General features: G+C 51.4%; 22 protein-coding genes. 5 read left to right on the plus strand and 17 right to left on the minus strand.

Annotated features, from left to right (window positions below):
• Positions 1–18 precede the first annotated feature (18 nt).
• The 4 genes from AB3G37_RS03620 to mutY all read right to left on the minus strand — a co-directional run bounded on the left by AB3G37_RS03620 (position 19) and on the right by mutY (position 4,159).
• Positions 19–1,362 (minus strand): hypothetical protein, encoded by a 1,344-nt coding sequence (locus AB3G37_RS03620; RefSeq protein ID WP_369789738.1) that lies wholly within the window; start codon positions 1,360–1,362, stop codon positions 19–21.
• Between the two features lie 234 nt (positions 1,363–1,596).
• Entirely contained in the window at positions 1,597–2,673 is a 1,077-nt protein-coding gene (gene mltC / locus AB3G37_RS03625) for a membrane-bound lytic murein transglycosylase MltC (protein ID WP_009638917.1), read from the minus strand.
• A 68-nt stretch (positions 2,674–2,741) separates the two neighbouring features.
• On the minus strand, positions 2,742–3,014 hold the full coding sequence (locus AB3G37_RS03630; protein ID WP_369789739.1) for an oxidative damage protection protein: 273 nt from the start codon (positions 3,012–3,014) through the stop codon (positions 2,742–2,744).
• Between the two features lie 92 nt (positions 3,015–3,106).
• Positions 3,107–4,159, minus strand: coding sequence for an A/G-specific adenine glycosylase (gene mutY, locus AB3G37_RS03635; protein ID WP_369790886.1), 1,053 nt, complete (start codon positions 4,157–4,159; stop codon positions 3,107–3,109).
• A 224-nt stretch (positions 4,160–4,383) separates the two neighbouring features.
• Between mutY and trmB the strand changes: the two genes are divergently transcribed.
• The 4 genes from trmB (at position 4,384) to AB3G37_RS03655 (ending at position 7,371) form a co-directional block, all read left to right on the plus strand.
• A complete protein-coding gene (gene trmB / locus AB3G37_RS03640) occupies positions 4,384–5,103 on the plus strand; it encodes a tRNA (guanosine(46)-N7)-methyltransferase TrmB (RefSeq protein ID WP_009638913.1) in 720 nt (239 codons plus the stop codon).
• Entirely contained in the window at positions 5,103–5,429 is a 327-nt protein-coding gene (locus AB3G37_RS03645) for a YggL family protein (protein WP_009638912.1), read from the plus strand. Before trmB ends, AB3G37_RS03645 begins: the two co-directional genes overlap by 1 nt.
• A 226-nt stretch (positions 5,430–5,655) precedes the next feature.
• Positions 5,656–6,582, plus strand: a complete 927-nt coding sequence (gene glsB / locus AB3G37_RS03650; protein ID WP_009638911.1) for a glutaminase B — start codon at positions 5,656–5,658, stop codon at positions 6,580–6,582.
• Between the two features lie 60 nt (positions 6,583–6,642).
• On the plus strand, positions 6,643–7,371 hold the full coding sequence (locus AB3G37_RS03655) for a DUF2884 family protein (protein WP_009638910.1): 729 nt from the start codon (positions 6,643–6,645) through the stop codon (positions 7,369–7,371).
• 105 nt (positions 7,372–7,476) lie between these two features.
• Here AB3G37_RS03655 and hemW read toward each other — a convergent pair whose 3' ends face one another.
• The 5 genes from hemW to AB3G37_RS03680 form a co-directional block, all read right to left on the minus strand.
• Complete coding sequence (gene hemW / locus AB3G37_RS03660) at positions 7,477–8,613, minus strand: radical SAM family heme chaperone HemW (RefSeq protein ID WP_009638909.1); 1,137 nt, start codon at positions 8,611–8,613, stop codon at positions 7,477–7,479.
• A complete protein-coding gene (locus tag AB3G37_RS03665; RefSeq protein ID WP_009638908.1) occupies positions 8,606–9,214 on the minus strand; it encodes an XTP/dITP diphosphatase in 609 nt (202 codons plus the stop codon). Before AB3G37_RS03665 ends, hemW begins: the two co-directional genes overlap by 8 nt.
• A gap of 76 nt (positions 9,215–9,290) precedes the next feature.
• The gene (locus AB3G37_RS03670) at positions 9,291–9,845 is read right to left on the minus strand and encodes a YggT family protein (protein ID WP_009638907.1); all 555 of its coding nucleotides are present in this window, start codon (positions 9,843–9,845) and stop codon (positions 9,291–9,293) included.
• Positions 9,846–9,976: 131 nt separating this feature from the next.
• Positions 9,977–10,798 (minus strand): pyrroline-5-carboxylate reductase, encoded by an 822-nt coding sequence (gene proC, locus AB3G37_RS03675; protein WP_369790887.1) that lies wholly within the window; start codon positions 10,796–10,798, stop codon positions 9,977–9,979.
• Positions 10,799–10,897: 99 nt separating this feature from the next.
• On the minus strand, positions 10,898–11,611 hold the full coding sequence (locus tag AB3G37_RS03680; protein WP_009638903.1) for a YggS family pyridoxal phosphate-dependent enzyme: 714 nt from the start codon (positions 11,609–11,611) through the stop codon (positions 10,898–10,900).
• Positions 11,612–11,632: 21 nt separating this feature from the next.
• On the opposite strand from AB3G37_RS03680, the gene AB3G37_RS03685 reads away from it, so the two are divergent.
• Positions 11,633–12,631, plus strand: a complete 999-nt coding sequence (locus AB3G37_RS03685; RefSeq protein ID WP_369789740.1) for a type IV pilus twitching motility protein PilT — start codon at positions 11,633–11,635, stop codon at positions 12,629–12,631.
• A gap of 34 nt (positions 12,632–12,665) precedes the next feature.
• Here the strand turns inward: AB3G37_RS03685 and ruvX are convergent, their stop codons facing one another.
• From ruvX to metK, 8 genes are all read right to left on the minus strand, one after another.
• Positions 12,666–13,100 (minus strand): Holliday junction resolvase RuvX, encoded by a 435-nt coding sequence (ruvX, locus tag AB3G37_RS03690; RefSeq protein WP_009638901.1) that lies wholly within the window; start codon positions 13,098–13,100, stop codon positions 12,666–12,668.
• Positions 13,100–13,663, minus strand: a complete 564-nt coding sequence (locus AB3G37_RS03695; protein WP_369789741.1) for a YqgE/AlgH family protein — start codon at positions 13,661–13,663, stop codon at positions 13,100–13,102. Before AB3G37_RS03695 ends, ruvX begins: the two co-directional genes overlap by 1 nt.
• 140 nt (positions 13,664–13,803) lie before the next feature.
• On the minus strand, positions 13,804–14,757 hold the full coding sequence (gene gshB / locus AB3G37_RS03700; RefSeq protein ID WP_009638899.1) for a glutathione synthase: 954 nt from the start codon (positions 14,755–14,757) through the stop codon (positions 13,804–13,806).
• A 23-nt stretch (positions 14,758–14,780) separates the two neighbouring features.
• Positions 14,781–15,512 (minus strand): 16S rRNA (uracil(1498)-N(3))-methyltransferase, encoded by a 732-nt coding sequence (gene rsmE, locus AB3G37_RS03705; protein WP_369789742.1) that lies wholly within the window; start codon positions 15,510–15,512, stop codon positions 14,781–14,783.
• A 116-nt stretch (positions 15,513–15,628) separates the two neighbouring features.
• Entirely contained in the window at positions 15,629–16,345 is a 717-nt protein-coding gene (gene endA / locus AB3G37_RS03710) for a deoxyribonuclease I (RefSeq protein ID WP_369789743.1), read from the minus strand.
• Between the two features lie 111 nt (positions 16,346–16,456).
• A complete protein-coding gene (locus AB3G37_RS03715; RefSeq protein ID WP_009638896.1) occupies positions 16,457–16,972 on the minus strand; it encodes a SprT family zinc-dependent metalloprotease in 516 nt (171 codons plus the stop codon).
• Positions 16,973–17,096: 124 nt separating this feature from the next.
• Positions 17,097–18,494 (minus strand): sugar porter family MFS transporter, encoded by a 1,398-nt coding sequence (locus tag AB3G37_RS03720; RefSeq protein ID WP_037379396.1) that lies wholly within the window; start codon positions 18,492–18,494, stop codon positions 17,097–17,099.
• Positions 18,495–18,909: 415 nt separating this feature from the next.
• A complete protein-coding gene (gene metK, locus AB3G37_RS03725; protein WP_009638894.1) occupies positions 18,910–20,061 on the minus strand; it encodes a methionine adenosyltransferase in 1,152 nt (383 codons plus the stop codon).
• Between the last annotated feature and the right edge of the window lie 42 nt (positions 20,062–20,103).

Genomic DNA, 20,103 nt, shown 5'->3' on the forward strand with positions numbered 1-20,103 from the left:
CGTTTTTTTATGCGGCAATCAGGCTTCCGATATGTCTGATATGTCGAGTTTATCTGGATGAGCGACGATGGTCGCAACAAAACTGGGATACAGGCAGCCGAGCACGCCAGCGCAGATTATGTCATCGAGCTGTCCAAGCGTGTGCTTGTCAAAATATTCGGCCAGAGCAGTATTCAGCGCAGTACTGACCAGGATCGGCGTATTCATCAGCGCCATTCGTGCGGCCAGGGCATTGAAAAAGGTATCAGCCATGTGCTTTTTGTCCGGCAGTCCTATAGTTAGTTCGTTGCGTAATTTAATCCTGTTTTGCATCGCGTTTAATCCACTAAATACGCTTAAATCTACCGCCTCACCCAGCGTATTCAACGCTGCACGACTCAAATCATTGAGCCAGACGTCGCGATAGTTGGCCTGCAACAGTGCTGCCGCGCTTCCCGACGGCGAGGCGATTGCTGACATGGTTAGCGAAGTTGCTATCTGATTGGGAATATACATTCCGGCAGTGGCAAAAGTACTGATAGCTTTCACCGGCAGGTGATTGTCTAAGCGAATACAAGACTGAGCTCCTTCTCGCATCACGCTATAAGCCTGAAAGGACACCATTGTTGAGGCTAATCCCGCTAATACACCTGTCGAGGCTGCCGCAATCATTGCCGCAGCAGAAACACCAATATTTAGCGCTCTTGAGAAGGTGCTGACAGCCGTACTGGTTCCCTGCAAATACTCACGAACACCGCCAGCCAGATTCAGGATTAACGGCAAAGTCCCTGCTAAAGTCGCCAGAGTAAATCGGGAAGCTTCACTGAATATATACTCAGTTCCATAAGCGACTATTTGCCGCAACAGAGTAGGTAGCGCAACGCAGAGCACGGTGCGCACGGCGATATTTCTGGCGTTGTGCAGATAGCGGCATACGTCACCGTCAGCGGCCATGCACAGCACGTTTTTTAATCGCATCCAGCATCCCTCGTAGTGGCTCTTGGGGGGCGGATTACTGTCATTGATATCTCGTAGCCTGCTGCACAACTCGCAGTCAACCAGTGCCTCGTTTTCGAAAATATAGTGACTCAGTTCGTCGCAAAGTAGCTGAGCGTCAGTCGATAACGTGGAAAACGAATCATCGCTTTCCTGCCTTTCGGCCGCAATGAGAATCTCGTTTAATGCTCCTAACGTGGCGGTGATTTCAGCTTCACTGGGCTGTTGCAGGGCGAGAAGCAGTTTGTTGGTTAATTGTTGGCTGGCTTGCGCGAGATCCAGATAGTCCAGCGAATGGGTAGAATCACTGTCACAAGTAGATTGATAGATAGAAGATTCAGATACCGAACGCAGCATTGCAGGCGATGAGGTTTTATTTATGACCATGATCCATCCATGAACCAATGCCGACGGAAGCAATCGGCGAGCTGAAAGAAGTAATTACGTCATTACGTTAGTTAAAGGCATACAGAATGACTATAAAGCGATTTCCCGGCCGCTATTTTCAAATTTCGACCAAATTAAAATAAATTTATCTCATCGGCCTGTTGCAAGGGGGAGCTTGAGGCAAAAAAAAACGGAGACCACAGGGTCTCCGTTTCACTAGGCGAGAAATTTTCGTTAGTCAGTCCGACGATAGCTTCTCTGAGTGTTGTTAACTTTATACAGATAACGGCGCGATTCCGCGGACGGATGGCGATTGATCAGCGTATCGTAAACATCACCTGCCGACATGTTATTGATAATATTGAATGCCTGAGTCTTGTCGCTCGAGAACACACGTAACACACTTCCCGCACCGCCGTTATAGGCAGTAATGACCGCATAACGCCTGGCTGTAGGGTTAGCGATACCCGCGAGATAAGAGTTTTGCAGAATGGCCAAATAGGCGGTACCAGTATTAATGTTATTAGCCGGATCAAACAGATAGCTTCGGCTCGGCGTACCCCAGTGACCTTCAGACCTGAATACGTCGGCACCGGCAGTGTGTTGCACCACCTGCATCAGCCCAAGAGCATCGGCATTACTGACCGCATACGGGTTAAATGCCGATTCGGTCTGCATAATCGCCAGAATCAACGATTGATCGACGCCGTATCTGGCTGCTGCTTCGCGCACCAGTGGCAGATATTTGTGCGCACGTTTGTCAAGGTGGTTTGGCACCATCTGAATGGTCACGGAATAAATAATATGCAGGCCAGACTGGCGCTGTTGCAGCTTGTATTGCAACAGATAGTCGGCAAAGCTGGTGGCGCGACCCTGCCAGCGGATCGGCTGCCCGGTGTTGTCGAGCACCTGACCATAGAGCATCGGCTCTTTGCTGATCTGGATATCGTTGGCGTCGGAATAAAGGTCTACGCCGCTGGCATCTTCACCAACCAGCAAGGTTTTGACGATTGCCTGACGCAGTTTATCAGTGGGATCGATACCTGAAATTGTTTCAATAGTAATGGTACCCGCCTCAAAGTTGATGTGGCTGCGGGTTTCATACTGATCGCTATATTTTACGTAATCTTTTGGACCCGCGATCAGAACTTCATTAATGCCCCAGATGTTTTCGATGTTGTGGGCAAATTGACCCATCAAAATATCAAAACCGTTGGTATCTTTGACGTACGCTTCGTTAAATTGATTCTTATGGCTCGAGCAGGAAATCAGTAAAGGCGCGATCACTAGCAACGCTAAAATTTTCTTCATCTTAATAGCCGTATCGTGATGAAAAATAGGGCCAAATCCAAATGGATCTGGCCCCAATTATATTGATGTTACTCAGAAGGCGGGGTATAGCCTTCAATGTGGACATCATGGCCTTCGAACAGGAACTTGACCATTTCCTGCTCCAGCAGTTTGCGATCGTCAGGATTCATCATGCTTAATTTTTTTTCGTTGATGAGCATGGTTTGTTTCTTCATCCACTCTGACCAGGCTTCCTTGGAGATTTCGTTATAAATACGTTTGCCGATTTCGCCCGGATACAGCTGAAAATCCTGGCCTTCAGCTTCTTTATTCAAGAACGTACAAAAAATTGTCCTGCTCATAACTCATTCCTCGTCATTGGCCCCGAGGGCCGTTTCCCACTTGCCGATTGGATAATTATTCAATATTGTCAGCAGGTTGGGTTAAAGTATTGCTATCGCGGCAATGCCTTGGTCAACTCCGCCAGCAGGCGTTCGACCGGGGCAGCCAGCCCGACAGACTGTGGCTGCGCTAAGTTATACCAGAGACCTGAGCCTTCATCCATGCAACCTGCTGCCGAGTCGATATTTATCCACATCGGGACGATATCTAGATGGAAATGGCTAAAAGTGTGGCGGAAAGCGACCATTTGTTGCATCGACTTACGCGGCACCTCGTATTTCTTGCCTGCGCCTATTAACTCATCTTCATTGCTGAACTGTGGGAAGCAAAACAGACCGCCCCAAAGTCCTACCGGCGGGCGCTGTTCCAGCCAAACTTTATCGCCTTGCTGAATCATCAGCATCCAGGCAGTTTTCTCTGGCAGAGTTTTCTTGGGTTTTTTTCCAGGATAACTCGCCCAGCTATGATTGGCATAGGCAACGCAGCCAAAACTCAAAGGACACAGCTCGCATTTCGGACGAGAACGCGTGCAGACCATCGCGCCAAGGTCCATCATTGCCTGGTTAAATTGCTGAACGCCTTCGGCGGGAGTCACTTTTTCGCTGATCTCCCATAGGCGGTTTTCAACCTTTTTCTCTCCCGGCCAGCCGTCGATAGCATAGCAGCGAGCCAGCACGCGTTTGACGTTACCGTCGAGGATCGGGTGATGCTGACCAAGCGACAGAGAAAGTACCGCGCCTGCTGTTGAGCGACCCACGCCAGGCAATGCGTTAACTTCTTCAAAAGTGGTCGGGAATTCGCCGTTATGTTGTGCCACAATAGTTTGCGCGGCTTTGTGCAAATTGCGGGCGCGGGCGTAATAACCCAGTCCGGTCCACAGATGCAGAACTTCGTCCAGCGGGGCAGCGGCCAGCGCTTTGACGTCTGGAAAATGTTGCATAAAGCGCTGGAAGTAAGGGATTACCGTCGCAACCTGCGTTTGTTGCAACATAACCTCGGAGAGCCAGACTTTATAAGGTGTTTTTTCGAGCTGCCACGGCAGGGTCTTACGACCATAACGTTGATACCAATCGAGTACCGCAGGCGCGAAGCGATGCGCTTCCATCATAGGCGTATTACAGATCCCATCGGGGTTAAAATTTAGCTAAGGATTGCAGCATAGAGTGGTTTGCGTGTAAACCGGAACTTTCCCTTATCACCTTCATTCTTCGCAATGCAAGGGTGATGGCAGATGTTCCCGACCGATTTTAAACGATCGCTTGCTAAAGCTGGGTATCTTTGGATAATGCGCCTTTCCCTAAATTTATCGCCAGACAGATAGAAAGCACTATGAAAAATGACGTCATTTCACCGGAGTTTGATGAAAACGGTCGCGCCATGCGCCGTATCCGCAGTTTTGTGCGCCGCCAGGGCCGCCTGACTAAAGGTCAAGAGTATGCGCTGGAAAATTTGTGGCCGGTGATGGGCGTTGAGTATCAGTCGCAGCCTGTCGAGATTGCCTCGCTGTTTGGCCGTGAAGCCCATACTGTGCTGGAAATCGGTTTCGGAATGGGGACTTCGCTGGTGACAATGGCCCAGCAGCACCCGGAACATAACTTTATCGGCATTGAGGTCCATTCACCGGGCGTCGGTGCCTGCCTGATGACGGCAAAGGAAGAGGGTGTCGAGAACCTGCGCGTGATGTGCCATGACGCAGTCGAAGTTCTCGAAACCATGATCCCCGATGGCTCACTCGACATGGTGCAGCTATTCTTTCCTGACCCGTGGCATAAAGCGCGTCATAACAAGCGCCGCATCGTTCAGACCCCGTTTGTTGAACTCGTGCGTCGTAAATTAAAGCTGGGTGGCGTATTCCACATGGCGACTGACTGGGAACCTTATGCGGAACACATGCTCGAAGTGATGAGCGGCGTTGAGGCTTACGGTAACCTGTCGGCGGAAGGCAACTTTGTGCCACGCCCAGAGTCGCGCCCGGTTACCAAGTTCGAAATGCGTGGTCAGCGTTTAGGCCACGGCGTATGGGATCTGATGTTTGAGAGGAAGCAATAATGGCTAAGAACCGTAGTCGTCGTTTACGTAAGAAGTTACACATTGAAGAGTTTCAAGAGCTGGGTTTCTCAGTAAAATGGCGCTTCCCGGAAGGCACTGACGTTAATACTATTGACGAATCTCTGGACGCATTCATCGAAGGCGCTATCGAGCCAGGCAAACTGGCTTTTGACGGCAGCGGTTATCTGCAATGGGAAGGTCTGGTTTGCCTGCAGGAAATCGGTCTTTGCACCGATGAGCATCGTGAGCTGGTGAAAAAATGGTTGGAAGACCATAAAATGCAGGACGTTGAAGTTAGCGAACTGTTCGATATCTGGTGGGATTGATTTCTAAATCCGCAGCTATCCAAAGCGCCTTCATGGCGCTTTTATTTTAATCCCCGTTGTTCTTGAAACCACAGCTGTGCTGGCTGCTCTTGCTTACCCGAATCACTTACTTGTAGTTATGAACTACAAATAAACTCATCGGGCTTCGTCTGTTTGCCGCCTTGCTGTCGCTCCAATTACTTTGGGGATCGTTTTAAGTATTTTATAAATATCTTAAGGAACGACGGTGGTGACTGAATTAGATAACGGGCTGCTGGAAGAAATTCTGTTGCAGGTGCGGCCTTTGATTGGTCAGGGAAAAGTGGCGGACTACATTCCGGCGCTGGCCTCGGTCGATCCCAATAATCTAGGCATTGCGGTCTGCACAGTGGACGGCCAGCAATTTTTTGCCGGTGATGCTCAAACGCGTTTTTCCATCCAGTCGATTTCCAAAGTGCTGAGCCTTACGCTGGCGCTCGGCCGCTATGAAGAGCACGAGATTTGGCAGCGCGTAGGTAAAGAACCCTCCGGGCAGCCGTTTAATTCTTTGGTACAGTTGGAATTGGAAAAGGGCAAACCGCGCAACCCATTTATCAATCCCGGCGCGCTGGTTATTTGCGACATGCTGCAATCACGCCTCGCGGCACCCAAGCAGCGGATGCTGGAAGTGGTCCGCCAGCTCTCCGGCGAGCAGGATATTCATTACGATCCGCTGGTGGCGCGTTCTGAGTTCGAGCATTCAGATCGCAATGCGGCCATCGCCTATCTGATGAAGTCGTTTGGTAATTTCGAAAACGATGTTATTACCGTACTGCAAACCTATTTTAACTACTGTTCGCTTAAAATGAGTTGTTGCGAGCTGGCGCGAACATTCCTCTACCTGGTCAACAAAGGTCAGGCACCGGGCAGTGAAGAGCCTTTGCTTGAGCCTGGTCAGGCGCGTCACATCAATGCACTCATGGTCACCAGCGGCATGTACGACGGCGCGGGTGAATTCGCCTATCGCGTAGGGATGCCGGGCAAGTCGGGCGTTGGGGGCGGAATTATCGCCGTTGTGCCAGAAGAGATGTGTATTGCCGTCTGGTCACCTGAACTTGATGCCGCAGGGAACTCTTTGGCAGGAACCGCTGCCTTAGAAATACTGGCACAACGCATTGGCCGTTCAATATTCTAAATCGGGTGCTGGCAGGGCTGCTAAAATTTCCTGCCGCCGTCCGTACTCAAGGGAGTAAATATGTTAGCAAAAACGGGATTGAAAAACGGCCTGATCGGCCTGCTGGCTTTGACTGCGCTTCAGGCACATGCTGAATTTCAGTGCAGCGCCAAGCCTCAGGACGACGTAGTGATCAAGCAAGATACCGTGCAGGTAGTGGGGGCTAGCGGAAACCTGCTGATTTCGCCAAATGGCGATTTAAGCCAGAACGGCAAATCTATTTCCCTGAACGCCAAACAGCGTCAGGAGGCTGTGGACTATCAGTCAGCGCTGCGTCGTGATTTACCGTGGATCGATCAAGGCGCCAAAGAGCATCTTGAGAAGGCACGGGTGGCGATGGACGGCGTGATCGTCAAGCAGCTAGGCCCTGAAAGCAATGTTCGTAATCGTCTCAAGACCCTGGATGGCCAACTCAAACAGCAGATGAACCGCATTATCGAGCAACGTCCTGACTCGCTGGTATTCCACCATCAGGCAATCGATCAGGTGCAGCAGCAAGGCCAGCAATTGATTGATCAGACTATGGGCGGCGTAATGCAAGACAGCATGAACGAGATGGGCACCCGTCAGTTGTCCAGCGGTGGTAATCCGTTGCAGGCGATGATGAGCAACCTTGGCGGCTTGCAGCAGGCAGTGAAAGCCGAGTGGCAACGTCAGCAGGGTGAGTTTGAAGGCTTTGGTCATAACGTGTGTAACCGCGTGACCTCGCTGGAAGAGCAGCGCCGCGAACTTTTGGCAGATATTAAGTAATTTCTGTTAGCTGCATTGTAACGGCAGGCTGTTATTGGCAGTTTTAGATTAAAGATAGGGGAGGGGATGATAGCGATCCCTTCCCCCGTTTTGGAGTGAACCCGCTTAGTCTGCTAAAAACAGTTCCAGCAGTGAATTTAGGAACAGTTTTCCTTTTTCGGTAATCTGCCAATGGGTCGCCGTCTCCAGCAGATAATCTTTGGCTATCGCCTCGTCGAGCTGCGAGCGGATGCTGTTTTCTTCCAGTCCTGTGTAAATTGCGAACTCTTCTCGCGGCGCGGCTTCCAGCAGCCGGAAGCGATTCATAAAGAATTCGAACGGCAATTCTTTACTCTCAACTTCATGCTGTTTGTCCATGTAACGACCCTGCATATAACCGCGCGGATGCTTGGTTTTTACCGTGCGCAGAATGCTGCCATCCGGTTGAGTCAGTTTGCCGTGTGCGCCACAGCCAACGCCCAGATAATCGCCAAAACGCCAGTAGTTCAGATTGTGCTGACACTGGTAACCCGGTTTGGCATAGGCAGAGGTTTCGTACTGCTGATAGCCAGCTGCTGTGAGCAATTGATCGCCTTGCTCGAAGATGTCCCATAGCGCGTCGTCATCGGGTAAAACCGGCGTTTTATAGGCGAACAGGGTGTTAGGTTCGATGGTCAGCTGATACCAGGACAGATGGGGAGGATTCAGAGCAATTGCCTGACGCAAATCGTCCAGCGCCTGTTCCAGCGTCTGATCCGGCAAGCCGTGCATCAGGTCGAGGTTAAAACTGCGCAGGCCCAAATCGGTTGCCAGATGCGCGGCGCGTTTAGCTTCATCAGGGCCGTGAATACGACCCAGACGCTCTAACTTCTCAGAACTGAAACTTTGCACGCCGATTGAAATGCGGTTCACCCCGGCGCGCTGGTAACCGCTGAAACGATCGGCTTCAACCGTGCCAGGGTTCGCTTCCATGGTAATTTCAGCGTTGGGCGAAACAGGCAGGCGCGCGCGAACACCGTCGAGCAGGTTTTGCATCGCTTCGCTGCTTAACAGACTTGGCGTCCCGCCGCCAATGAAAATGGTGTCGATCGTGCGACCTGAAGTCAGATGCACATCGGCATCTAAATCTGCCAGCAGGTGGGCGACATAATCGTCATGCGGCACTTCGCCCTTAAGGGCATGCGAATTAAAATCGCAGTAAGGGCATTTCTGGACACACCACGGAATATGGAGATAAAGGCTTAACGGCGGTAGCTTACGCATTTTTTTCAGCAGCCCCGGACATGGCTTGCAGTAACTGAGCCAATGCCAGACCTCGGTGAGAAACGGCGCTTTTCTCTTCACGCGTCAGCTCTGCGGCAGTTTTGCCCAGCGACGGAACATAGAATATCGGATCATAGCCAAAGCCGCCTTCACCGGCCGGAGCGCGAATAATTTCACCCGCCCAGCTGCCGTGACACACCAGCGGCGTTGGATCTTCTGCGTGGCGCATATAGACCAGAACACAGTGAAATTGTGCCTGACGCTGGCCTTCCGGCACGTCTTTCAAGGCATCAAGCAGCTTCTCGAGGTTCTTCTGATCGGTCGCACCTTCACCCGAATAACGGGCAGAATAAATACCCGGTGCGCCGCCGAGAAAATCTACCGCCAGCCCCGAATCATCGGCAACAGCCGGCAAGCCAGTTATTTGAGCTGCGTGACGGGCCTTGATAATGGCGTTCTCGATAAAGGTCAGACCGGTTTCATCTGCGTCATCAACGCCCAGCTCGGTTTGCGCCACGACTTCGAGACCAAAGTCTGCGAGTAAGTGCGCGAGTTCACGCACTTTTCCGGGATTGCCGGTGGCCAGTACTACTTTTTGCATTTCTACTTCCTGAATTAAAAAATTTAACGCCGCGAGCAGGAAAGCTCCTGGCCGCGGCGTTTTTAGCAGCCGGGGATCACAACAGGAACCAAAGCTCGCCTAACAAATCCATGCCGAGATAGTTCAGCATATACAGAATAAGGATCACCACCATGGCCGAAAAATCGATGCCGCCCATTGCTGGAATAATGCGGCGAATCGGTGCCATCAGCGGCTCGGTAAGCTGCATTAACACGTAATCCATCGCGCCGCGACCTTGGCTCACCCAGCTCATTAGCGAGCGGATGATGATTAGCCAAAACACCAGATAACCGGCTGACTTGACCAGCGCAATCAGGCCGAACAACAGGTTATACGGGCTAAGCGCGATCCCTCCTCCCTGAATCAGCAGCAGCAGCGGATACTTTATTGTCATCAGCAGGAATGCCAACAGCAGCGAGGCGCTGTCGATTGGCCCTAGCGGTGGAATGATTCGGCGCAGCGGCGCAATAATCGGCTGGGTTATTTTAACAACAAATTGCGAGAATGGATTGTAAAAATCGGTTCTCGCCCATTGCATCCAGATGCGTAAAAGTAAAACCATGACGTAGAGGTCAATCAGTGTTTTGACCAGAAAAGTCAGCGTGAGCATAAATAACCTTATTCTTGTGATCGGAAATTCAAAGCAACACTTTGAATCGTTGACGCTTTACTCTAGTTAGTTTCAAGCCTGCCGCAGCAGGCCCGATGTAAAACTAAACCTTTAAAACTCAATCTCAAAACCTAAAAAAGCTTTTCCATTTCCTGCGCGCGGGTGATGGCCGCCTGCATTGCTTCAGCCACAATCGCAGGAAGCTGGCGTTCGTTGAAAACTTTAAGCGCTTCGAAAGTCGTACCGCCCTTAGAGGTCACATTTTCGCGTAATGTAGACAGTGGTGTTTCAGGGTTAGCCTCGACCAACGCGGCTGCACCGCTCGCCGCCTGTTGCACCAGAAGGCGCGCATTGTCGGCACTCAGTCCCTGACGCTCGGCTTCTTTTTGCATTGCTTCCATAAACAGGAAGAAATAGGCCGGAGCGCTGCCAGCGGCGGCAATCACCTGATTGATGCCTGCTTCACTATCGACCCAGCAAATCTTGCCGACTGCGGTCATCAGCTCGCCGCTGAATTCTTTATCTTGTTTGCTGACTTGCTCGGGAGCGAATAATCCGCTCATACCTTTGCCCACAAGAGACGGCGTGTTAGGCATAATACGTACTATATTCAATCCGTTGCCAAGCAGTGTATAGAAACGCTCGACGCTAATGCCAGCGGCGATGGACAACACCAGCTTGTCAGCAAAATCGACCTGCTTTTGCAGTTCAGTGCAGACGTCAGCCATTAGCTGAGGTTTTACGGAAAGCACCACAACTGCGGCCTCTTTAGCGCCATTAATGTTATCGCCGCTGCTGTTAATGCCGTATTTTTCGGCCAGAGCATCACGGTTTTTGGCTGATGGCGCGCAGACGGTGATCAAATCAGCAGGGTATCCACTGGTGACCAGACCGGCAATAATGGCGCCTGCCATGTTGCCGGCACCTATAAAGCATATTTTACGATGTTGCATCATTGCTCCTTTATACCCGTCAAACCTGAGGTCGTCGCTGCATTATGTGTCGGCTGACAACGCCAGTGAGTTGGGGTAGCCGTTTAAAATTTCCAATTTTTAAGCTGAATAATCCCGTGCACCAAAGATAGCAGTACCGATACGGACCATCGTGCTGCCTGCGGCAATCGCGGCGGGCATATCGTCAGTCATGCCCATTGACAGCGTATCGACCTGAGGATAGTTCTGCTTCAATTGCTGGTAAGCCTCACTCATTTGACTGAAAACTGCCAGCTGGCGCGAATATTCTGTCTCTACCGCCGGGATAGCCATCAGCCCGCGCAGGGTGAGGTTAGGCATCTCGGCAATAGCTGCCGCCAGCTGCGCAACGTCGTTCAGTTTAATCCCGGACTTACTTTGCTCGTCGCTGATATTCACCTGAATCAGCACCTGCAACGGCGCCTTGCCTGCAGGACGCTGTTCGTTAAGGCGTTGAGCAATCTTCAGTCGATCGAGGGTATGGCACCAGTCAAAATTCTCAGCCACCAATCGACTTTTATTGGACTGCAAAGGCCCGATAAAGTGCCAGACCAGCGCGGGTTGATGATCGGCGAAGGCGGCAACTTTCTCTACGCCTTCTTGCACATAGTTTTCACCAAAGGCCAGTTGCCCGGCGGCGATTGCTTCTTCGATAGCGCTCGCAGGTTTGGTTTTGCTGACTGCAAGTAAAGTCACTTCTTGTGGAGAACGCTCGCAAAGCGCCGCAGAAGACGCGATACGATCCCTGACTTGCTGTAGATTTTCTGCAATAGCTGATTGCTGACGTTGATTCATAGTGGCTCAGGAGTGTTTCAAATGGATATCGATAATTTTGTGGAGCTTAGTGTAAAGCAAAACGCCTCCGATCTGCACCTTTGTACCGGGCACCGACCAATGTTACGCGTTGACGGTGAGCTGGTTGCCTGTCAAGACTCGTCACTGGTTGAGCACCAAGAGCTTAAAGCCCTTAGCGAGCGCTGGCTTGCCGATGCGCAGCAGATTGATTTACTGCAGCAGGGACAAACTGACGCTGCGGTGACGCTGGTCAACGGACGTCGAGTCAGAGTTAATTTTTTCCAGCAGATTAACGGTTTGTCACTGGCGATTCGCCCTTTGCCGCATTCGTGCCCCAGCCTTGAGGATTTGCAGACGCCGAGTGTTTTGCAGCATCTCAGCGCGCTGGAAGACGGGTTGATATTGATAACGGGTGCCACAGGCAGTGGAAAATCGACCACTTTGGCAGCGATGATAGGTTATCTCAATCAGACTCGACCCCGGCACATTATCACGTTGGAAGACCCGATAGAATTCTTGCACACCAGCCAGCGTTGTTTAATTCAGCAGCGTGAGTTGGGTACGCACACGCCGTCATTTTCTCAGGCTATTCGCGCGGCACTGCGTGAAGATCCCGACGTGCTATTGCTGGGCGAGCTGCGTGACAGCGAAACCATTCGTTTAGCACTTACTGCTGCTGAGACCGGGCATCTAGTGCTGGCAACGCTGCATGCACGTCATGCTGCGCAGGCGGTAGACCGGCTGGTAGACGTTTTCTCTGTCGATGAAAAGGCCTATGTTCGCGCACAGCTAGCTGGAAGTCTGCGCGGAATTCTGGCCCAAAAGCTGGTGCCGGGACAGCACGGTAGTCGAATCGGGTTGTACGAAATGCTGACATCAACACCGGCAGTGTGCAATTTGATTCGTGAAGGTAAAACGCATCAGTTGCAAGACAGCCTGCAAACCGGCGCTGAGGCCGGCATGCAAACTTTCGAACAAAGCAGGCAACAGCGAATCAACGCCGGGTTGCTGGCAGGCTAGGCAATAACCTGTTGAGCGAAACCGTAAGGCAATATTACGCTTCGGGTTTGTTCCACTGATTTTCGAACCAGCTTTCAAGAATGATCACTGCCGATGCGGCATCCACGCTGCCTTTGTCCAGCGCGCGAAAACCTCCGCGTTCAAACAAATCGGCGCGAGCCTCGACGGTACTGAGTCGCTCGTCGTGCAGCTCGACCTGAACGCCAAAACGGCCGTGCAGACGATTGGCAAACTTGCGCGCTCTGGCGGTCAACGGCTGCTCGGTGCCATCCATATTGAGCGGCAGACCAACAATTACTAAATCAGGCTGCCACTCTTTAAGCAGTTTTTCGATTTTTTGCCAGTCTGGAGTGCCGTCCTGAGCTTTGAAAGAAGTCAGTGGGCGTGCGGTGCCGGTGACTTCCTGACCAATCGCCAGGCCAATACTTTTCGTTCCGAAATCAAAAGCAAATAACGTGCGGTTTCCCATTACGCGTGACCTGCATGAATCGCCAACTGACTGACTTCGATACCAATCATTTTGGCTGCTTCGCGCCAGCGTTCGGCAATCGGCGTGCGGAAAATAATATCGCTATTGGCTTCGATAGTCAGCCAGCTGTTGTTTAGCAGTTCCTGCTCAAGCTGACCCTGCTCCCAGGCGGCGTAACCCAGCGCAACCAGCACGTCTTGCGGTTGGTCGGGAGTGCCAAGAGTTTCCAGCACGTCTTTTGACGTGGTGATCATGGTTTGATCGGAAATCTGAATGCTTGAACCAAAACCTTTGCGCGGCGTGTGCAGGATAAATCCGCGATCGTCAGCCAGCGGGCCGCCGGAAAACACCGGGCGATCGAGATTAATTGCCGGATCGCGTGGAGTGGGTTCAATTTCCAGCTTGTCGAGTACGTTTTTAATGGTGAAGTCATCGACAAGTTTATTGATAACCAGGCCCATGGCACCTTCATCGTTGTGTTCGCACACGTAGATGACCGAGCGTTTGAACATGGGCTCTTCCAGTCCGGGCATGGCAATTAAAAAGTGGTGCTGTAAATTCATTTCTTATGTCCATCCAATATATTTCGCGCCCCGGCTGTAGCTTTCGCTCGCCGCAGTCACTTACCTGAGTTGGCTTCTGCGTGCTGTCTTGCCAGAACACGAAATCTAAAGGATCTTTAGTCAGTTATGATGATTTAAGCTTATCGCGCAGCCAGGCGGGCTTCGATCGCGTCCATCAGCATTCCGGTGATAGAAATATCCGGGAATGCCGCTTCGATTTCACGGACACAGGTCGGGCTAGTGACGTTAATTTCGGTCAGGCGGTCGCCGATGATGTCGAGGCCGACAAAGATTAGGCCTTTTTTCTTCAGAGTTGGCGCTACGGCACGGGCAATCGCCCAATCGCTTTCGCTCAATGGACGCGCTTCACCACGACCACCGGCCGCGAGGTTGCCACGGGTTTCGCCCTGAGAAGGAATGCGCGCCAGGCAGTAAGGCACGGGTTCGCCGTCAACAACCAGCACGCGTTTGTCGCCGTCTTTGATCGCAGGCAGGTAGTTCTGGGCCATACAGTAGCGGCTGCCGTGTTCGGTCAGGGTTTCGATCACCACTGATACGTTGGCATCTTCCGGCTTCAAACGGAAAATAGACGCGCCACCCATGCCGTCGAGCGGCTTGAGGATCACATCGTTATGTTCTTTATAGAATGATTTCAGCTGCGTGGCATTGCGGGTTACCAGCGTGTCTGGCGTCAGATCGGGGAACCAGGCGGTAAACAGCTTTTCATTACAGTCGCGCAGGCTTTGCGGTTTGTTGACGATCAGCGTGCCTTTCTCTTCCGCGCGTTCGAGAATATAGGTTGCGTAGATAAACTCGGTATCAAACGGTGGATCCTTACGCATCAGTATTACGTCGAGGTCTTGCAGAGCAATGTCCTGCTCGTCACCAAACTGATACCAGCTTTCGTAATCCTGTTTGACCAGCACTTTACGAGTGTGTGCACGGCCTTCACCGCCGCGCAGATATAGAGAATTCATCTCCATATAATGCAGTTCATAGCCGCGACGCTGAGCTTCCAGCAACATGGCGAAGCTGGTGTCTTTCTTGATATTGATGGATGAAATAGGGTCCATCACGATGCCAAGCTTAATCATCTTCTCTCCTTTAGAGACGGCTTCTAGCCCAGGTCGCCAAATCGCACCTGCAGGGCGGTAATGGCGGTGAGCGCTGTAGTTTCTGTGCGTAAAACGCGCGGTCCCAACAGGATATCAGTAAATCCATAGCCCGTGGTCATTGCAATTTCGTCGGCGGAAAGCCCGCCTTCTGGACCAATCAATAATCGCACACGTTCCACCGGCAGTGGCAGCGTATTTATGCTGTGGCTGGCCCGTGGATGCAAATTTAGCTTCAGGCTGTTGTCTCCTTCGGCGCACCACTGTTCCAACTGCATGGCCTCGCGAATTTCCGGAACACGATTACGCCCGCATTGTTCGCAGGCTGCGATGGCGATTTTTTGCCATTGCTGCAGTTTTTTGGCCAGCCGCTCGCCGTCCAGTTTAACGCCGCAGCGTTCAGAAAACAGCGGTGTAATAGTGTTCACGCCCAATTCGATGGATTTTTGAATGGTGAATTCCATCTTCTCGCCGCGAGAAATAACCTGACCAAGATGCAGATTCAATGGCGACTCGTTATCAGCCAGTTCGCCCTCGGCTAACTGCACGCGCACGCTTTTCTTGTCTACCACGGTAATACTGGCGGTGAAAATCTGATTTGAACCATCAAACAGCTGGATTTGCTGCCCTGGTTGCATACGCAGCACGCGGCCGACGTGATTGGCTGCGTCTTCGCCGAGAATGACTTCGCTATGCGGGCTGAGCAACTCAGGATGATAAATGCGGGGTATTCGCATGTGAGGCTTTAATCCTATGATAAAAAAACAGCGCCTCGGCGCGGTTAGGCAGCACGCCCGGCCAGGCAAAAAGGGCAGGGGCGTGCGTGACAGGCGTATTAGTCAGATATAGTAGGTTAGCTGTTTCCCCGCTGGCAAGCCTGCTGAACATAGTTGTTATGATTCCCCTGCACGACAGCGATGCGATTGTCGCGTTCACATTCCCATGGGGTTACTGGATAAAGCTTGTTCCACGCGTTAAAAAGCTGCGTTTGCTGGCGCGACAGGCTCAGGTTATAGCGGTCACGCATGTAAAAATAGGTGCGGGCAATCGCTCCTCGCGCGCGGACTGGCGGTTCGGCTACCTTGGCTTTGAAATCGACTTTCATCTCGCAGTGACCGTATTGATCCGCCGGGCTATTCCATTGACTGTACTGGAAATTATTGCGATCGCCATTAACCTCGCCAATGGAGGGTTCAAGATTATGCAGGTCAGTTTCAATCTGACGATAGCCAGCATCTTTGGCACAATTTTTTCTGCCACCGTTTTGCCAGCATTGGCGCTGATGGCCAAATTCCCAGGCAGGAACGACGTGCTCCCATTCGATACGGCTGGCGCGCTGGGCGCTTTTACGCGGCACGTAGCCACAGGATTGCAGGTCAGGCGTGCCTTTTTTTCCATTCCAGCTTACTTTGCAGCCGCAATAAAACGTCGGCGCATCGTGGTTGATTTTCACTGCCGCCGCCTTGGCCTGGCTGAAGTTGTTAATCTTGAGATGATCGAGGGATTCACTAGAAGCGTGGGCAGAAGTAAAAATAATCAAAGACAGCAACGGCAGAATTTTGCGAGACATATTCCAGACAGCCTGATAATCAAAAGCAGGCAGAGTACTGGATGCAAAATTTGCTATCAATGAGAATTTTGATAAATTTTAACGAGTTAGGCAGAGGTCTAATCGAGAGGACTAACCGGTATTCCCAACCTTAAAATGCAGCACTGACCCACAGTGGCTACAGCGATATTCCGCCTCTTTGCGCATCACTTTATTGTGTCGACGCACGGTCAGTTGATGATCGCGACACTGGCAGACATAGGGATAAGTTTTGCTTTGCACCGAGGTCACGGTGAACTGATGCGTGCGGCTGGCGGATACGCCGAGAACCGACTCCATCATCCAGCGCCACTCTTTGCCATGAGGCGCAGCGGCGCGGCCGAAATGGCGATAGACCAGCAGATGCGCCAACTCGTGCGGCACGACTTCATCGATAAAATCCTGCTGATTTTCCATCAACAACACCGGATTGAGGCGTATCTGCCAATATTGCAGATAGGCGGTGCCCGCACTGGTGCCGCGCTGCTGATAGTTGATTTCAGGTTCAGGATACGTGGCCGACAGTTTCTGATTGGCAAGCTGAAGTTTTTCGCGCATACAGCGCATGACGGCTTGTTGCAGAGCAATGGGGATTCTAGTGCTTTTCATGGGTAAAGCATAAATCTGATAGCCGGTTTTAGGCAAGAAAAATGGCGATAGAAGAAGTTCTTACCTTGCCTGACAAGGCAAAAATAAAGGCGCTCATTGAGCGCCTTGTCAAGCATGCGGAGTATTACTGGCCGATATCTTTCAGAGCTTTACCGCTCATCAGATTACGTTCGATATGTTCCAGAGAAACGTTTTTGGTTTCCGGAATCAGTGCCAGCGTGATGAAGATAAACACCACGTTCAGCGCACCGTAGACCCAGAAGGTATTGGCGTTACCCAGGCTGTCCAGCATGGTCAGGAAGGTTGCACCGACGATCATATTGGCAATCCAGTTGGTCGCAGTAGAAACTGTGATACCAAAATCGCGGCCTTTCAGCGGCTGAATTTCGGAGCACAGTACCCAGATCAACGGACCGGCACTCATTGCGAAACCAACAATAAACATCAGCAGCATAGCAATCGAGAAGTATTTCGCGGCCATTGATTCCACGCCGATGTGCAGCATGGTCCCAAGAATGCCCATACCGACGGCCATTACCAGGAAACCGAGGATCAGAGTAGGCTTACGGCCCCAACGGTCAACCAGACCGATAGCGATAAAGGTCGCCAGAACGTTGACCAATCCGACAATAACTGTGCCCCACATCTGTTCAGCGCTGCTGGCAAAGCCGGCTAGACCAAAGATTTTTGGCGCGTAATACATGATGACGTTCATACCGGTAAACTGCTGCATGACCTGCAGGCCAACACCGAGATATACCGCGCGGCGGAAGTTTTTGTTGGCGGTAAACAGCTGCCAGCCGCCCTGTTTAACTTTCAGGCTTTCACGAATTTCATTCAGTTCGTTTTTCGCTTGCTCACTGGTATCGCGCAGTTTTTCCAGCACGCGACGGGCTTTTTCATCGTTACCACGAGCTGCCAACCAGCGCGGGCTGTCTGGCAAGAAGAACACGCCAACCAACAGCAGCAGGGCTGGAATGGTGATCACACCCAGCATCCAGCGCCATGCGCCGCTATAGCTGAACGCGGTATCAGACAGGTAAGCCGCCAGAATACCGATAGTAATCATCAACTGGTACATGGAAATCATGCTGCCGCGAATTTTTTCCGGGGCGATTTCTGACAGATACAGCGGGGCAGTGTAAGACGCAACACCCACTGCCAGACCCAGCAGCACGCGAGCGATAACCAGAACTTCAGTGTTTGGAGCCAGGGATGAACCCAGTGAGCCGATTACGAACAGCACGGCACCGATCATCAGGCTATACTTGCGGCCAATGCGGAAGTTCATCCAGCCACTGCCCACAGCACCAACCGCTGCGCCGAACATCATCGAGCTTACAACCCACTCTTGCTGATGGCTTGAAATCTGGAAATCATGACTAATAAATGGCAGCGCACCTGCGATTACGCCGATGTCCAGACCGAATAGCAGCCCAGCCAATGCAGCGAGAAAACAGACAAAAAAAGTCACACTCTTGTTAGAGCGCTTCCCTGCCTTATATGACGTTGAGTTACTCATCCTGCCTCCGAAAATGACTATAATGCTTAGCCTGTTATGTTATTGGCCCTTACAGTACTAAAAAGTGCGCCAGATCACATAGTTGTAATCGCTTACACTTAATCCAGCGCGGGTAACTGTGTCAGGGCTTGCTTTATTATGACTTTATTATGGTGGGCCGTTAGCGGCTTACAGTTTTTAGTATATCCCTTGCTTTAAAGCAATCAATTCCTGTCCGTTTGTTATTTACTATTAGTGTAATAGCTTAATTCGTAAAAGATTATAACTTGTAACCGTTTTCATTTTAGGCATTTTCTGTCTGTTTTTAATCAAAGCGAGACCAAATCCCAGACATAAAAAAACCCCGCCGCGAAGGCAGGGTTCATAACCTGTTGCTCAGTTTTTATCCTAAGCGAAGGCTTTAGTAGCGAAGCTATTAAAAACCGGCAGCTTCACGCAGCTGAGCGGCTTTGTCGGTTTTTTCCCAAGGGAAATGTTCGCGACCGAAGTGACCGTAAGCTGCCGTCTCTTTGTAGATTGGGTGCAGCAGGTCAAGCATCTGAATCAGGCCATATGGACGCAGGTCGAAGAACTCGCGAACCAGCAGAGTCAGCTGCTCGTTGGAAACTTTACCCGTACCGAAGGTTTCAACCATGATTGAAGTCGGTTCAGCTACGCCGATTGCGTAAGAAACCTGAATCTCACAGCGGTCAGCCAGGCCAGCAGCCACGATATTTTTAGCAACATAACGTGCAGCGTAGGCAGCAGAACGGTCAACCTTGGATGGATCTTTACCGGAGAATGCACCACCACCGTGACGAGCCATGCCGCCGTAGGTATCAACGATAATTTTACGACCAGTCAAACCGCAGTCACCCATTGGACCACCGATAACGAAACGGCCAGTCGGGTTGATGTGGAATTTGGTAGAGGCGTTCAGCCATTCGGTCGGCAGAACCGGCTTGATGATCTCTTCCATCACCGCTTCTTGCAGATCTTTCAGGCTAACTTCTTCTGAGTGCTGAGTAGACAGCACAACAGCATCGATACCGACGATTTTGCCTTCATCATACTGGAAGGTGATCTGGCTTTTCGCGTCTGGACGCAACCAGGGCAGTGAACCTGATTTACGAACCGCAGCCTGTTGTTGTACAAGGCGGTGAGCGTAAGTCACCGGAGCAGGCATCAGAACGTCGGTTTCGTTGGTTGCATAACCGAACATCAGGCCCTGGTCGCCAGCACCCTGTTCCAGTGGGTCGCTACGGTCAACGCCCTGATTGATGTCTGGAGACTGTTTGCCAATGGCGCTCAACACGGCGCAAGAGTTGGCATCAAAGCCCATTTCTGAGTTGACGTAGCCAATTTCACGGATGGTGTTACGGGTGATTTCTTCGATATCAACCCAGGCGCTGGTGGTTACTTCGCCGCCAACCAGAACCATACCGGTTTTAACGTAAGTTTCACACGCGACACGCGCCTTGGGATCTTGTTCTAAAATCGCGTCGAGAACGGCATCAGAGATTTGGTCAGCGATTTTGTCTGGATGTCCTTCTGAAACAGATTCGGACGTAAAGAGGTGTTTAGCCATTATCTTCTTTACCTTTCATACGACGGGTTAGAGACTGCTACC

Source organism: Rouxiella sp. WC2420 (genome assembly GCF_041200025.1).
GTDB lineage: Bacteria > Pseudomonadota > Gammaproteobacteria > Enterobacterales > Enterobacteriaceae > Rouxiella.

Bases quoted from the DNA above. Each gene is read 5' to 3' on its own strand.
- ruvX (WP_009638901.1), bottom strand. From the start codon at position 13,100: ATGGGAAACCGCACGTTATTTGCTTTTGATTTCGGAACGAAAAGTATT.
- AB3G37_RS03630 (WP_369789739.1), bottom strand. From the start codon at position 3,014: ATGAGCAGGACAATTTTTTGTACGTTCTTGAATAAAGAAGCTGAAGGC.
- proC (WP_369790887.1), bottom strand. From the start codon at position 10,798: ATGCAACATCGTAAAATATGCTTTATAGGTGCCGGCAACATGGCAGGC.
- AB3G37_RS03620 (WP_369789738.1), bottom strand. From the start codon at position 1,362: ATGGTCATAAATAAAACCTCATCGCCTGCAATGCTGCGTTCGGTATCT.
- trmB (WP_009638913.1), top strand. From the start codon at position 4,384: ATGAAAAATGACGTCATTTCACCGGAGTTTGATGAAAACGGTCGCGCC.
- mutY (WP_369790886.1), bottom strand. From the start codon at position 4,159: ATGGAAGCGCATCGCTTCGCGCCTGCGGTACTCGATTGGTATCAACGT.
- metK (WP_009638894.1), bottom strand. From the start codon at position 20,061: ATGGCTAAACACCTCTTTACGTCCGAATCTGTTTCAGAAGGACATCCA.
- AB3G37_RS03680 (WP_009638903.1), bottom strand. From the start codon at position 11,611: ATGAATCAACGTCAGCAATCAGCTATTGCAGAAAATCTACAGCAAGTC.
- gshB (WP_009638899.1), bottom strand. From the start codon at position 14,757: ATGATTAAGCTTGGCATCGTGATGGACCCTATTTCATCCATCAATATC.
- AB3G37_RS03695 (WP_369789741.1), bottom strand. From the start codon at position 13,663: ATGAATTTACAGCACCACTTTTTAATTGCCATGCCCGGACTGGAAGAG.
- AB3G37_RS03665 (WP_009638908.1), bottom strand. From the start codon at position 9,214: ATGCAAAAAGTAGTACTGGCCACCGGCAATCCCGGAAAAGTGCGTGAA.
- rsmE (WP_369789742.1), bottom strand. From the start codon at position 15,512: ATGCGAATACCCCGCATTTATCATCCTGAGTTGCTCAGCCCGCATAGC.
- AB3G37_RS03645 (WP_009638912.1), top strand. From the start codon at position 5,103: ATGGCTAAGAACCGTAGTCGTCGTTTACGTAAGAAGTTACACATTGAA.
- mltC (WP_009638917.1), bottom strand. From the start codon at position 2,673: ATGAAGAAAATTTTAGCGTTGCTAGTGATCGCGCCTTTACTGATTTCC.
- AB3G37_RS03685 (WP_369789740.1), top strand. From the start codon at position 11,633: ATGGATATCGATAATTTTGTGGAGCTTAGTGTAAAGCAAAACGCCTCC.
- AB3G37_RS03715 (WP_009638896.1), bottom strand. From the start codon at position 16,972: ATGAAAAGCACTAGAATCCCCATTGCTCTGCAACAAGCCGTCATGCGC.
- hemW (WP_009638909.1), bottom strand. From the start codon at position 8,613: ATGCGTAAGCTACCGCCGTTAAGCCTTTATCTCCATATTCCGTGGTGT.
- endA (WP_369789743.1), bottom strand. From the start codon at position 16,345: ATGTCTCGCAAAATTCTGCCGTTGCTGTCTTTGATTATTTTTACTTCT.
- AB3G37_RS03670 (WP_009638907.1), bottom strand. From the start codon at position 9,845: ATGCTCACGCTGACTTTTCTGGTCAAAACACTGATTGACCTCTACGTC.
- AB3G37_RS03655 (WP_009638910.1), top strand. From the start codon at position 6,643: ATGTTAGCAAAAACGGGATTGAAAAACGGCCTGATCGGCCTGCTGGCT.
- AB3G37_RS03720 (WP_037379396.1), bottom strand. From the start codon at position 18,494: ATGAGTAACTCAACGTCATATAAGGCAGGGAAGCGCTCTAACAAGAGT.